This is a genomic window from Micromonospora sp. CPCC 205554 (assembly GCF_036902745.1).
Taxonomy (GTDB): Bacteria; Actinomycetota; Actinomycetes; order Mycobacteriales; family Micromonosporaceae; genus Micromonospora; species Micromonospora tulbaghiae.
In genome coordinates this window covers 108,841-122,168 of the sequence record NZ_JBAKHP010000018.1, presented here as the reverse complement: position 1 = coordinate 122,168, position 13,328 = coordinate 108,841, and the positions used below count along the sequence as shown (strand labels likewise).

The window sequence follows — 13,328 nt, the reverse complement described above, 5'->3', positions numbered from 1 at the left end:
CTGCTGGAAATCGCCCACCGCTTCATCCCCCTTGATCGCCGGAGATCCTACGGAGCGAACGCCAATCGGAGAAACGCGTTTCCGGCTTTCCGCACGGTCACGGACGGGCGCCGGTGGCCGGCGGTCAGCCGACCGGAGCGCGTACGGCGGTGGGGTGCCGGGCCGGCGGTCAGCAATTTCCGCCAGTTGGCCGGTGGCGCCGATGAGTACATCCCGGCTCACGCAGTGGTCGCCTTCCCGGCACCGGCAGGCCTGGGTGGTCGAACAACTTCTCAGGCACGCCAGGCTCGGACCGAGGGACCGTGTGAAGGCGCGTTCGCTCATGCCGCGTTCCGGTCGCCAGCCCATGTTGGCTGATTGATCATCGCAAGTAGCGGCCCTGGGTCATCGGGCCAGCCACCACCACTGCCCTACGGCAGCGTCGGCGTCTCCATCGACCCACTCGGCGGCAACAACCGCCGCCACTGCCTGACGTCTTCCGCCAACTGCTCATCACCGTCGACCCCACCCGCGTGCGCCTGGATCCCGAGCAGGCCACCTGAGCGGCGACTCCTCACTGCCGTGTCGGGCGGGCAACGTCTCACCCGTCCGACACGACTTGACCTTCATCGAGAGATGAGCGTCGATCAGTGCTGGTCGTCGTCCGTCGTCCGGGCGGCAGCATTTCCAGAGGCCCCGGCGCGAGTCGGGCGGCGACCGTGCATGCCCGCGATCCGCCGACCGAAGGGCCACCCGCATGGCACACCCCGCAGACCCCGAGGACCGCAGCCGGCGTCCCAGCGACCGCACCTCTGTACCGGAGGACGTCACCGACAGGCTTTTGTGGGCGCTCGCGGTCGACGTCGCCGCCGCCCATCAACTGGGATCCGATGGTGCCTGCAGGAACCTGCAGTGCCGCCGGCAGTACGCCCCCTGCTGGGCGTTGCGCACAGCCCGGCACGCCGAACAACGCGCCCGCCGCGCCACCACCGCACTCGCTCCGCCGCCTTCGCCGCGTCCGGCCGGGACCGCACGCGGACGCGCCCCCGTGCCCGCCGTGCCGCGTCGCTTGACCGGCTGGTTCACCCCGGCCCACTCGCCGGCACCCGTGATGCGGCCCGCGTCCGTACCGGGCGCGGTGCTGCCGGAATCCCGGCTTCACCGGCGTCCACCCGTGGCGGCGTCGGCCGCCTGAGCACGCACCCTGGAGGCAGAACTAGTGAACTTCCTACCGAACGACACACTCGCCGGCTACGCCCGCACCGCCGTCGACCTGCGCATCCGCATGGTCGACTATCACCGCAGTCCGCTTGCGGCGCAGTACCTGCAGGCGTTCTTCGGCAGCCGTCTCGCCGACCACCCCAGTCCCAGTTCCGGGGGCATGGCGAAGGTCCTCGACGCGGTGCGTGCCATCACCGCCAACCCGTGGCGATTCGGCGAGCCGTATGTCATCGCCCCCGCGATGACCGCGATCATCGCCGCCGCCGCGGCGGCCCTCGACCTGACCGGCGAGGTGCTTCCCGCCGACGTCGCCCCCGATGACGGCGGGGTGCTGTTCCTTCCCGAACCGATCTACCACCGCGGCCTCAGCGGTGAGGTCTCCTCGATCGGGGCGATCACCTGGGCCCGCACCACCAGCACCAGCAGCGGTCGGTTCTTCTGGGCCGTCGCCGGCTGGGCCGACCACCACGACGCGCACGACCCGGCGGCGGTGCGCCGTCGTGCGCAGCTCGCTGCCCGGCCGGATCTCGCCCGTCAGTTCGGCCCCTACGTGCTGACCGATGTCACCGAGATCCCCATCGGCCGGCCCGTTGACCCCCGCCCCGACCTGCCGGTCCTCAACGGGGACGACCGCGACTGGGAACCGGCGCCCGACGGCCGGTTCTGTATTGACGAGACCACGACCGCGATGCGGGCCTGCGCCGCTGTCGCCTATGCCTTCTGGCGTATCCAGGCTCAACCCCTCGCGACCGTGGCCGCCGCCCCCTTGGACCGCGCCGCGCGGCGCCGCGCCGTACGGGCCGGCATCCGCCATGACACCCGCGTGGTCATGCTGCGCCGCACCAGCCCTCTCGCCGAACCGACCGACGGCGAGCCCAAGTGGCACTACCGGGTGCGGTTCGTCGTCCGCGGCCACTGGCGACGCCTCATCGACCGCGACGGCCACCCCTACCGCATCTGGATCAACGCCCACATCAAAGGCCCCGACGGGGCGCCCCTGCTGCACGGCGAGAAAGTCGCCATTCTCGCCCGCTGATTTCCACGCCCCGCCCGAAGGCCGCGCGACGCCTGTCCAGGCCCCGCTCGGCCTTCGCCGTCCCCGCGCCCGACCCGCTCCCGCCGCCTGCCCTTCCTCAAAGGAGCAACCAGTCATGACCATCCGCGTGCTGTCCTGGATCGCCATCGCGGTCGCCAGCGTCCTGCTGCTGTGCTCCGGATTGGCCACCACCATGATCTTCGGCGGCGGCGGCGCCGGCGCGTGCGGGCCGACTACCAGCGTCACGCCCACCGCCCCGTCGGCCGCCCGCGGCCCCGCCCTGGGCGGGATCGCTCCGATCGGTGACTGGAACGCCGAGCAGGTCGGCAACGCCGCCACCATCACCACCGTCGGCATGCGCCTGGGCGTCCCGCCCCGCGGCTGGGTCATAGCCGTGGCCACTGCGATGCAGGAATCCTCCCTGACCAACACCCCGGGTGGAGACCGCGACTCGGTCGGCCTGTTCCAACAGCGCCCCTCCCAAGGCTGGGGCACACCGGAACAGCTGCACGATCCCCAGTACGCAGCAACGAGGTTTTACCAGAGGCTGCAGGCCGTCGACGGCTGGCAGGCGATGCCGCTGACCGAGGCCGCCCAGGCCGTGCAGATCAACGCCTTTCCCGACGCCTACGCGACATGGGAAGGACCGGCCACCCAGCTGGTCACCGCGATCGCCGACACCGGCGGCCTGGTCGGGTGCGGGACCACCGGCCCCTGGACGCAGCCCGTCCTGGCCCCTGTCGGATCCGGATTCCGCACCGGCGATCGACCGGGCCACGACGGCGTCGACCTCAGCGCCCCGCGCGGCACGATCATCCGCGCGGCATCCGCCGGGACCGTCCGCACCGTCCGCTGCAACGCCGTCCACGCCGACACCGGCGGCGGATGGGGCTGCGACCGCGACGGCGACCCCGTTCTCACGCGCGGCTGCGGCTGGTACGTCGACATCGACCATGCCGGTGGGCTGCTCACCCGCTACTGCCACATGGACCAGCCGCCGATGGTGACGGTCGGGCAGCCGGTCGTCGCCGGGCAGCCCATCGGTGTTGTCGGCTCCACCGGCCACAGCTCCGGCCCGCACCTGCACTACGAGGTGCACCGCCACGGCGATGCCAGCCCGAACGGTGCGATCGACCCGGTGCCCTTCATGGCCGCTCAGAACGCCCCGCTCGGGCGATCGACGTGATTCAGGGGCGGTCGTGCAGGAACCATGCGTCGCCTCGGGTGAGGGCGATCGCGAGCTGCCATTGTTCGCACTGCAAGCTGCCACCGACGGCTAACTGCTCCTTGGCCAGCTCCCATGCCTGCGGACCGGGGTGCGGCCGGCGTTGCGCGGTGAACTGCAGCATGGTTCCCCAGGCGGCGACCAGGGCGGCGCCCCACCGCTGTTCCCACTGCCAGATCGCTGCTGCCAATGCGGCGACACCCTTGTCGCGGTCGGCTCCGAAGTAGGGCACCCAGGCGGGGGCCAGCCACTGCGACGTCGTGGGCAGCAGCACCAGCTGCACTTGCGGCGGGGTGTGCCATCGGGCGGCGCCGACGAGGTACTCGGACCCGCTGAAGGCTCGGGAGGCGAGCTGCCCATCGGCGATGAGGGTGTCGTAGGTCCACCGCTGCAGGGCTGCCGACGTGGTGGGCGGGGTCAGCTCTTCGATGGCCCTGGTGACCATGTCGTCACCCAGAAACGTCTGGACATAGCGTTCAACGTCTTCCTGGTCTTGGACGTCATCCCTGCGGTATCGCCGATACACCGACCACGGATCCAGCGTCCGAGCCACCTGGTCCAGGTCGGCGAGCTCATCGGCATCTGGTTCGTGGCCGAGGACGCCTGGCAGCGTGAACACCGGCCAGCGGCCTGTAACAGGCATGGCCGCCTGAGCCGCCTGCCAGGCATCGAGTAGCAGGCCAGGATCGACCTCTTCCACCACGAAGGTGTGACCGGGCCCTTCCTCTACGGGATGGCCGTGCAGAGCAGTACCCCGCAGTGCGGTTGCGATGTCACCAATGTCCTCGATCCGCGGAGCCATCCACGCACGGTAATACCGGCCGCCGACATGCCCGCCTGAGCCGTCGCCTCCTGCCCATCGGCGCGGTTCGGTGGGCGCGATACCGCGGGGTTCGAGTACCGCCGCCTCCCCGCGAAAACCATGAGTGAGGCCGGCGAGTCCCTGGCACCCAAGCTCGACGGTCGGCCCGCCCTGGGACGGCCGCCGCAACCCCATCCACGCATTCCTGAGGAGGGAAGGCACGTGAGTACACCAACGCTGATCGGTGTCGCCGCGATCCGCGGCAGTTACACCGCCCGATTGATCCAGTTCGGTGAGAGTCCGGAGGTTCTGGTGCCGCTGCTGCGCCGGATCTGGACCGACACGTTCAGCCGTAACACCAATGCTATGGCCGCCGCGCTGCTGGCCCACGACTGGTGGTCCCTCGCCGTCAACCCCAAGCCCCGGCGCTGGGACCGGCAGCCGCCTGTGCCCGGCCTGGGCTACCCGGTCGTCATCGAGGACGCCACCGTTCGGCGGGGCGCGCTGCGCGAGGACGTCGGCGGTGCCCTGGAGTGGCTGTATCTGCTGCACCTCGAGCAGCGGCGCCTGGTGGTGTATGAGGCGACGATCCACGGTCGTTGGCTGCGGCACAGCGCGCACCACCTCGACCCGGTCGAGGACCTGTTCGTCACCGCGCCCGCCGGGGACGGGGGCGGTCCGGAGATGACGGTGTGCAGCGTCTGCGGCGCGGTCGACGAGATCGACCACGTCGAGGTGCCGTCCATGGCCGGCTACGGCTACGACACCGTCACCAGTTGCGTCCGCTGCGGCTCCTCGGTCGCCAGCGACCCGATGTTCGGCGATCACGTCACCCGCAAGCCCTGGCCACCGCAGAACCCCATCACGGGCGACACGGCGGGCGAAACCCGGTGAGCGCCGACCGCCCGCCGTCCACGGCCACCGACGACGGTGGCCCCTCCACCGGCCCCGACGACCGATCGGAGACCGCCATGATCAGCTACGAGGCGGGCCAGCGTGTCGCCCTGGTCCACACCAGCGACCCGTACACCCGGTTGCGGCCCGGTGACACCGGGACTGTCCGCCGTCACGACCAGCGGCACAACGTCGTGGAGGTCACCTGGGACAGCGGCTCGACGCTGGCGATGTGCCTCGACGCCGGGGATCGCATCGCACCGGTCACCACCACCCCGCCGCCGCCGCCCGATGATCAGGTTGCGGAGGCCGCCGGATGGGCCGCCGCGCTGCAGCGGATGCGCGCCGCCGGCGCCGAGGCCGGACGGACCGTCGCCGAGTGGTGGGCGCAGGGCACCATCGGTGCCCGGGTCGGCGGTGACAGCCGCCTGGCCGCGCGCCGGGTCCTGGCCGGCATCCACGATGGCGATCCTGCCGTCCTCGACGCTCTGCCCCGCTTCTCCGCGGTCGGAGAGCCGGTCGACGTCGCCGGGTGGGAGCTGTTTGCCGCCGCCACCGGCGACAGCGCGGGCTGGTTCGGGCTGCGCCTCCCGCAGCGCGACGAGGCGATGGCCGTCTACCGCGACGCCTACGACACCGCCGTCACCGACCGCGTCGCGGAACTGTGTCACGTCGCGGCCAGCCCCACCGGCACGGATGTGTCCCACCTGCACCCCGACCGGGTCCGTATCGGCGGTGTCGGTGTGTTCGCTGGCGATTGGGCGCGCGCCACCGGCCCTGACGGCGACGACCGGGTCGAGGTCGGGTTCGTCGGCATCCTGATCGATTACTGGAACGGGTGGGAGGTGTTCTCCTGCACCCGCGACGTGGCGGAGGCGATCGTCGCCGACCAGCAGCGCCACCGCGACCAGTACCGCGACAGTCTGCGCGAGCAGGGTGTGCCGGTCGGCGACCTGGACCGGCAGGTCGACGAAGCGCTGGCCGGTCTGTCCTTCGAGGGTGACGTCCTCGTCGCCGACCAGCGTGCCCTGTCCGGCGACCCGGACGCCATCGATCGCATCACCGCGGACGGTGATGGCCGCTACGTGGTGATGGGCCGCAGCTGGTGCTGGGAGGCCGTCGATCCGTACGTCTGCGACCGGGTGGTCGGCGACCTGCCCGACACGGACAACGCATAGGCCGGCATGCCCACCGATGCCCTACCTCGACGGGTGGGGCCGACAGGAAGGAAATCAGTGACCGTCCGTACTCAGGAGGAGATCGTCACCCGGGTCTGGGCTCTGCGGGCCAACCGCGGTGACATCGTCGGCTTTCGGGAGGAGGTGCTCGTGGGGGCACTCGATCTGGACCATGCCCGCCAGGTCGTCGCCCCTCGACACCCGGGCGAGTGGACCCGGCGGGTCGACCACGAGGCCTATGCCCGGGACTACTTGCGATTCGCTGTCGGGAAGATCCTTGACCATCGCGGCAGCTCGGCGAGCCGGTCGGTGGACAAGCTGAGTGAACTCGCCTGGCTCCTCGGCCGCGACGACGTGGTGGCGGCGATGGAGCACGCCGGTTACCCGATGTACGGGGCGGCCAAGGTCAAGGCGTTCGCCGACGGGTTCGGCTGGCCGTTCCACGATGACCTCGACGACGGCGACAGGCTGGCTCTGGCTCGGATGGCCGAGGGACAGCAGTGCGACCCGCAGGGCTGCGAGCGGGGTTGCGCCGACTGACCACGACCGCGTCGTCAGCACCGCTACCCGCTGCCGCGGTGCATACGTAGTCAGCCGGCGCTCCCGCAATCCCGCACCCGCGCACCCATTCGACTTGATCGATTGGGCTGGCGGGGGTTCCATCGTCGGCGCCGCCACTGCCCGCGCGGCCTCGACACCGACCAGCACGCACCAGCGGCGACCTGACGTGTCGCCGTAACCCTTCAGCACCACCAGGGGTGTGGTCGCCGACCTGTCCGGCCCGATTGGGGCCGGCAGGGGTTGGCCCCGCCCGTCTCCGCTGTGCGGTACCCACCGCCCGCGCACCCGGAGACGGGTGCGCGGGCCCGACCCCGAATCGAGGCAATCCCATGACCACACCACAGCCACCGGCAGGTTCACCGCAGAACGATCCGGCCCCGGCCAACGGCGCCGGCACTCCCACCACTGGGGCGGGCTCCGGCCGGTCCGGCTACCTCTACCGCAAGGTTGCCCTGCACCTGGCCGACCACCCCGACCAGATCCTCAAGGTCGGCGAGATCACCCGGGCGATCGGCGCACCGTCGTCCGGGGCGGTGTTCGAGGCGCTGAAGAAGATGGCCGCCGCCGGGCACGCCACCCACCACCGCGACCCGCACCACCGGTTCCAGATCACCCAGGCGGGCATCGACGCCGCCGGCGCCCTCCCGCCCGCCGCACCCCGCACCCGCTCCCACGGCAGCGCTGGTGGTGGGCGGCAGTCCCGGCCCGCGCCGGTGCCGCGACCGAACGGGACGCTGTACCACCCGCGGCGGCTCGGGCGGGGCTGGGACGTCGAGGAACTGCGGCGGCTGCGCGCCCAGCAGGTGCCGGTGCTGCTGTACGGGCCGCCCGGTACCGGGAAGACCGCGATGGTCGAGGCGGCGTTCCCCGACCTGCTGACCGTCGCCGGCACCGGCGACACCGTCGTCGACGACTTCCTCGGCTCCTACAACCCGGTCCCCGGCGGCGGCTACGAGTTCGTCCACGGGCCCCTCGTCACCGCGATGCGGGAGGGGCGGGTGCTGCTGGTCGACGACGCCACCCTCATCCCGCCCCGCGTCCTGGCCGTGCTGTACCCGGCCATGGACGGCCGCGGCACCGTCACCATCCCCGCGCACGGCAATGAAACCGTGCAGGCCGTCGACGGGTTCTACATCGTCGCCGGCCACAACCCGGGCGTGCACGGCGCGGTGCTCACCGAGGCCCTGGCCTCCCGGTTCACCGTCCACCTGCACGTCACCACCGACTGGGACCTCGCCCGCCAACTCGGCGTCCCCAAGCCGGTCGTGGCCGCGGCGATCGACCTCAACGCCGACCTCGCCGCCGGCAAGACCGTGTGGGCGCCGCAGCTGCGTGAACTGCTCGGCTTCGTGAAGGTCCGCGACCAGCTGGGTATGAGCGCCGCCCTGGCGAACCTGGCCGGCATCGCCCCGGAGGACGCCCGCGACGACGTCACCGCCGCCCTGTCCCGGCACACCGGCACGCCCGTCACCGCGCTCGCCCTCGGCAAGCGCTAACCGCCCCCGTTCTGGAAGGAGCCCTTCCGTGTCCCACCCGCACACCCACCTGCGCCCCGGCACACCGCCGCCGCTGGCCGGTGCCGCCGACTGGCGGGCCTGGTCGCAGGCGTGGACCCAGCACGTTCCGCTGCTGACCGGCCGTACCGACCTCACCGTCCTCGTCGCGCCCGGCGCGGCCGGGGACGCGCCCGAGTGCTTCTACCCCGACCTCAACCGGATCGAGGTCGACGCCACCTACATCGCCGACAGCCCGGACGTCGCCGACCCGGCCAAGGCCCGGCACAAGCGGCTCGTGCCCACCGGCTACGGGCTGCTCGTGCACGGCGCCGCGCACGCCGCGCACAGCCGCTGGACCACCCCGCCCGGCACCCCGCCGATCCTCGCCACCGTGGCTGACCTGCTGGAGGAATCCCGGGCCGAAGGACGCCAACGCGCCCGCCGCCGCGGCGACCGCCGGTGGCTGCGCCACGTCGTGACAACCCTCCTGCACCCAGACGACGCCGCCGTCGACGACGCGTGGCACGCCGGACAACTCGCCGCGCTGCTCCTGGCCCGCGTCGACGCCCGCATCGTCACCAGCAAAGACGTCCGCCCCATCCGGGCCGCGGTCACCGGCGTCCTCGGACGCAAGCGCCTGCGGCAACTGCGCGACATCTGGCGGGAGGCCCACACCTGCGACGACAGCGACGCCGACACCATGATCTGCCTGGCCCGCCGGTGGTGTCAGGTCCTCGACATCGACCCCGACCAGCAGTACGACACCCCCGTACCGGACGCCGGCCTGTTCCCCGGCCGCCTCGCCACGGCCCTCGTCGACTACCTCGCCGTCGCCGCCGGCGTCACCCCGGCCGAGTACGCGACGGCGCTGCTCGCCCACCGGCACAGCCCACCCACCGAGTGGGACCGCACCGACCCGACCGAGCAGGAACACCGCGCCGCCCGCGACCTGGCCAACCGGCTGCGGCAGGCCCGCACCCGCCACCCCGACCCCGGACGGCGCCCCTCGCCGATCCCACCCGGTCGGCTGCGGACCCGCCACGCCATCACCGCCGACGCGCAAACCGCCGCCGGGCAGATGCCGACCGCCGCCCCGTGGCAGCAGCGCGCCCAGCTGCCGCCGGAGAAGCCCCGCCTGCATCTGGCTGTCCTGGTCGACCTGTCCGGGTCGATGGCCCGCTACACGCAGGCGATGTCGTCGGCCGCGTGGATCTTCGCCAACGCGGCCCGCCGCGCCCAGGCGACGACCACCACCATCGGGTTCGGTGACCGCACCACCGTCCTGGTGCCCCCACGCACCTACCCCCGGCAGGTGCTGCACATGCGCACCGAGCTGGCGACCGCCACCTTCCCGGAAGCGGTCAAGGTCGCCGACCAGCTCCTCGACCTGCGCCACGGCCGCGCCCTGCGGATGCTCGCCGTCGTCTCCGACGGCTACCTCGACGACATCCCCGCCGGCCAGCAACTCGTCACCACCCTGCACCGCGCCGGCTGCGCCGTGCTGTGGCTCCACCCCGCCGACCCGCCCACCGACGGCGAACCGGCCGACCCGGACCAGATCTGGGGGCACACCTTCACCCACGCCACCACCCTGACCGTCACCGACCCGACCGAGGCCATCGCGGCGATCGCCGACGCCGCCGTCACCGCCCTCACCCAGGCCTGAACCCCAGCCGAGCGGGCCCCGAGCTGGCAGCCGACCAGTCCCACCCCGCGCCGCGGCGCTGCCCGGGCCGCTGCCGGGCAGCGCCGCCCACTGCGACCCCTCGACATACCGGCCTGGAATGGGGGGCTGCCACAGGCGGCCCCCTCGCATCTCGCGGAGGGCCGATGCCGAACGGCAGCGCTGCCGCCCCGCGACTTGACCATCCCGCGCCATCGAAGCGTGCATGCATCGCGCCCCGACCGATCCAGATCCCGGGGCGCGGCTACGACGCTGCCCGACAAGGAGTTCCTCATGCGCTACGGCACCGACGACGAACACCCCTTCGACACCGACAACCGCGCCTGGCGGCGCCTGCACGACGTCACCAGCGAACACTTCGACGCCATCACCTGGAACCGCGACCCGGACGGACGGCCGGTCCTGCTCACTCTGCGCGACATGCGCACCGGCGACACCGTCACCCTCGCCGTCCTCGACTCCCTGGAGATCCGCGACCCCCACGCGCTACTCGCCGTCCACACCAGCGGCGACCTCGACGCCCACGGCCCCACCAGCGGCGCCGACGCAGCCCACTCCCACGCCGCCACACTCGCGCTCCACAGCACCACCCTCGCCGTGACCAGGCCCGTACCGCTACACGACCCCGCCGTCACGGATCTCCCCGCCACCGGCTGGGTCGACCTCCCGCCCGACCTCGCCCACGTTCTGCGGCCGGCCCTCGACGACGCCCGCACCGCCGTTCTCGTGCTGCTCGACCGCACCGACGGCAGGCTCGCCGCCGTCGGCCCGTTCCCCACCCACGCCGCCGCCGACACGTGGCAACCCGCCGACCGGCCCGGCCGCACCGCCGACCGGCTCACCGTGCCCCTGCACCCGATCCTCAGCGAGCAGGCCCAGCCGTGACCACCACCCGACCACCGGCGCACCCCGCCTCCTCCCCCGTCGTGGCCATCGACGTCGACGGCGTCCTCAACCCCGCCGACCCCGCCCACGCCGAGACACTCGGCTACCGGCCGCACCGCTACAACGGGCCCGCCCCCGACGGCCGGCACGTCACCGGCACCGTCTGGCTGAACCCCGACCACGGGCCCTGGCTGCGGGAACTCGCCGAGCACGCCCAACCGGTCTGGTGCACCAGCTGGAACCACCTCGCCGCCGCATGGATCGCGCCACGGCTGGGCCTGCCGACCACCTGGCCGCACGTCCCCGTCCACACCGGCGGGGTCCGCTTCGCCACCAGAACAAACTCAGCCCCCTGTACGCCTGGGCCGCGCGGCGGCCACTCGCCGTCCTCGACGACGAGTTCGGCGGCAAGGACCCCACCACCGCCGACCAGCGCACCGCCGACGGCGCACCCACCCTGCTCCACCCGGTCGACCCGTACAACGGGCTGCACCGCGCCGACATCGACACGGTGCTGACCTGGCTGCGCCGGCTCAAAACCACGCCGCACCAGCACCGCAGAACTCCGATCACCCGGACTCACGGGTCCCGCATCCCACGCCAAGCGGGCCCGTGCCGCAACGACAAGGAGCTGACGATGGACAACACGTTCGACGCCGCCGACGAACCGGACGTCGACCGACCACCCCGACTCAGCGTCGGCGACCCGCAACTGCGCAAAACCCGCCGGCTCGCCCGCGAATGCGCCACCTGCATCTTCAAGCCCGGCAACCCGATGCACCTCACCCCCGGCCGGCTCCAGCAGATGGTTCGCGAAGCGCGCGGCGACGCGGGATACATCATCTGCCACTCGACGCTGCCCTACACCGGCAGCCCGGTCCCGCCCGCACTCTGCCGCGGCTTCGCCGACCGCTACCGCACCTGGCAACTCCAGGTCATGGAACACCTCTGGGGCTTCGTCGACCTCGAGCCACCCCACCCAGACCCCACCGCCGAATGCCCAGGAGACACGGACCATGCGTGACATCAACGAGCTCCTCCGGCGTCAAGAGCGGATCATCGACACCATCGGATGGGCCGTCACGTACGTCCTGCCCACCGACGACGGCACCGTCCCCACCGCCCCGTTCGCCTACATCGTCGGGCTCACCGCCCACGAACACCCCGAACTGATCACCGCCGGACTGCCACCCGAGGTCGCCCACCGTCTGCTCAACGACCTGGCTCGCCGGGTCTACGACACCGCCGAACGGTTCACCCACGGACAACGCCTCAGCGACGTCATCGCCGGCAACGACGCAATCATCATCGACGGGCCGCCGACAGACGACCTGATACCCGGGCTGGCAATCAGCCGCTACGGCCACGACCAGATCCGCCTCCAGCAGGGGGCCCGACCCCGGCCCAGCGCCCTGACGGCGATTCATCGCTGGATGGTTTTCTCGAAGAGAGACGCTTCAACCTGTCGATGTGATCGGCATCACATCAACTTAGCCCTACGTTCGATCTTCACTAAGAGTAACGGTCTGATTGCGAATTAGCGCGGTCGGCTCGGCGTGGTTGACCACTCTGCGCGAGGCTTCCGCACCTTGAGACCGCTGAGCTCTGCGTAGCGGAGCAGAGGAGTCAGCGGGGCTTGTCGATGGTCTGATACGAAGGTCAGGCCCGGATGCATGGGTGGCTGCGGTGATTGGGCACCGCAGCCACCGCATCCGCCGCAACGTCCCAGCCCCCTGCGAGAAGGAGGACCTATGCGGTTCCGAGCAAGTCTACGTGCTGCCGTGGTGGTGACCGGTATGGCCTTGGCCGCCGGCCTTTCGCCCGCGGTTGCCCAGGCGGCTGCGCCCGCGATGCAGCCCGACCCGACCTCCACCTACATCGTCATGCCGCTGAAGCGTGTCGGCGTCGACCACAAGATCGCCGAGGCCAACGGCTACGAAGTGCGGGTCGACAGCAAGGGCGTCGAGTACGCCGTGAAGAAGGGTGAGTTCACCACCTTGAACGAGCTGCCCGGCGAGTGCGGTAGTTCGTTCGTCTACTTCACGGCGGTAGACACGAGCAAGCACTACACGTCCATCTACACCGGCTACTCCATCCGGGCCGGCTGGCCGGGGGCGATCTACACCAACTGGAAGGTCGGTGTCGTCGACAACTACGGGGCCAGCACCAAGAGCTGGAATGATCCGTCCACGCCCACGCACTTCTGGGCGAAGACCAAGGGCTTCACCTCCAGCGGCCCGGGCTACGCGTACGCCGACGTGCTGCTGGGCAGCATCGCCACCCTGTCCAACGGCACCATCTGCTACTCCCACGGTCCCTCCGCCAGCGCATACTTGTAGTCCCACCTGAGCGCAGCGGCAATGGGCC

At 71.6% G+C, this 13,328-nt stretch carries 12 protein-coding genes; 11 read left to right on the top strand and 1 reads right to left on the bottom strand.

Annotated elements, in window-relative coordinates:
- The first annotated feature begins 1,264 nt into the window (after positions 1-1,264).
- Positions 1,265-2,236 (top strand): hypothetical protein, encoded by a 972-nt coding sequence (locus tag V6U82_RS21380; protein ID WP_334463886.1) that lies wholly within the window; start codon positions 1,265-1,267, stop codon positions 2,234-2,236.
- Positions 2,237-2,351: 115 nt separating this feature from the next.
- Positions 2,352-3,422, top strand: coding sequence for a peptidoglycan DD-metalloendopeptidase family protein (locus tag V6U82_RS21375; protein WP_334463884.1), 1,071 nt, complete (start codon positions 2,352-2,354; stop codon positions 3,420-3,422).
- Between the two features lies 1 nt (position 3,423).
- Here the strand turns inward: V6U82_RS21375 and V6U82_RS21370 are convergent, their stop codons facing one another.
- Positions 3,424-4,263, bottom strand: coding sequence for a DUF4253 domain-containing protein (locus V6U82_RS21370; RefSeq protein ID WP_334463882.1), 840 nt, complete (start codon positions 4,261-4,263; stop codon positions 3,424-3,426).
- Between the two features lie 222 nt (positions 4,264-4,485).
- Here V6U82_RS21370 and V6U82_RS21365 point away from each other — a divergent pair, with 222 nt between their 5' ends.
- The 9 genes from V6U82_RS21365 (at position 4,486) to V6U82_RS21325 (ending at position 13,300) form a co-directional block, all read left to right on the top strand.
- Positions 4,486-5,157: a hypothetical protein gene (locus V6U82_RS21365; protein ID WP_334463879.1), complete on the top strand. Its 672-nt coding sequence runs from the start codon at positions 4,486-4,488 to the stop codon at positions 5,155-5,157.
- A complete protein-coding gene (locus V6U82_RS21360) occupies positions 5,154-6,335 on the top strand; it encodes a DUF4314 domain-containing protein (protein ID WP_334463876.1) in 1,182 nt (393 codons plus the stop codon). Before V6U82_RS21365 ends, V6U82_RS21360 begins: the two co-directional genes overlap by 4 nt.
- Positions 6,336-6,392: 57 nt before the next feature.
- Positions 6,393-6,875, top strand: coding sequence for a hypothetical protein (locus tag V6U82_RS21355; RefSeq protein WP_334463874.1), 483 nt, complete (start codon positions 6,393-6,395; stop codon positions 6,873-6,875).
- Positions 6,876-7,225: 350 nt separating this feature from the next.
- Positions 7,226-8,392: an AAA family ATPase gene (locus V6U82_RS21350; RefSeq protein ID WP_334463872.1), complete on the top strand. Its 1,167-nt coding sequence runs from the start codon at positions 7,226-7,228 to the stop codon at positions 8,390-8,392.
- Between the two features lie 28 nt (positions 8,393-8,420).
- Positions 8,421-10,058 carry a VWA domain-containing protein gene (locus tag V6U82_RS21345; protein WP_334463870.1) on the top strand — a complete coding sequence of 546 codons (1,638 nt, stop codon included), beginning with the start codon at positions 8,421-8,423 and terminating at the stop codon, positions 10,056-10,058.
- A 291-nt stretch (positions 10,059-10,349) separates the two neighbouring features.
- Positions 10,350-10,961, top strand: coding sequence for a hypothetical protein (locus tag V6U82_RS21340; protein WP_334463868.1), 612 nt, complete (start codon positions 10,350-10,352; stop codon positions 10,959-10,961).
- A 256-nt stretch (positions 10,962-11,217) separates the two neighbouring features.
- Positions 11,218-11,985: a hypothetical protein gene (locus tag V6U82_RS21335; protein WP_334463865.1), complete on the top strand. Its 768-nt coding sequence runs from the start codon at positions 11,218-11,220 to the stop codon at positions 11,983-11,985.
- Positions 11,978-12,502: a DUF4262 domain-containing protein gene (locus V6U82_RS21330; RefSeq protein WP_334463862.1), complete on the top strand. Its 525-nt coding sequence runs from the start codon at positions 11,978-11,980 to the stop codon at positions 12,500-12,502. Before V6U82_RS21335 ends, V6U82_RS21330 begins: the two co-directional genes overlap by 8 nt.
- 342 nt (positions 12,503-12,844) lie before the next feature.
- A complete protein-coding gene (locus V6U82_RS21325) occupies positions 12,845-13,300 on the top strand; it encodes a hypothetical protein (protein WP_334463859.1) in 456 nt (151 codons plus the stop codon).
- The last annotated feature ends 28 nt before the right edge of the window (positions 13,301-13,328 follow it).

Excerpts from the sequence above, each read along its gene's own strand:
- V6U82_RS21370 (WP_334463882.1), bottom strand. The coding sequence starts at position 4,263 with ATGGCTCCGCGGATCGAGGACATTGGTGACATCGCAACCGCACTGCGG.
- V6U82_RS21375 (WP_334463884.1), top strand. The coding sequence starts at position 2,352 with ATGACCATCCGCGTGCTGTCCTGGATCGCCATCGCGGTCGCCAGCGTC.
- V6U82_RS21335 (WP_334463865.1), top strand. The coding sequence starts at position 11,218 with ATGGATCGCGCCACGGCTGGGCCTGCCGACCACCTGGCCGCACGTCCC.
- V6U82_RS21380 (WP_334463886.1), top strand. The coding sequence starts at position 1,265 with ATGGTCGACTATCACCGCAGTCCGCTTGCGGCGCAGTACCTGCAGGCG.
- V6U82_RS21330 (WP_334463862.1), top strand. The coding sequence starts at position 11,978 with ATGCGTGACATCAACGAGCTCCTCCGGCGTCAAGAGCGGATCATCGAC.
- V6U82_RS21350 (WP_334463872.1), top strand. The coding sequence starts at position 7,226 with ATGACCACACCACAGCCACCGGCAGGTTCACCGCAGAACGATCCGGCC.
- V6U82_RS21325 (WP_334463859.1), top strand. The coding sequence starts at position 12,845 with ATGCCGCTGAAGCGTGTCGGCGTCGACCACAAGATCGCCGAGGCCAAC.
- V6U82_RS21340 (WP_334463868.1), top strand. The coding sequence starts at position 10,350 with ATGCGCTACGGCACCGACGACGAACACCCCTTCGACACCGACAACCGC.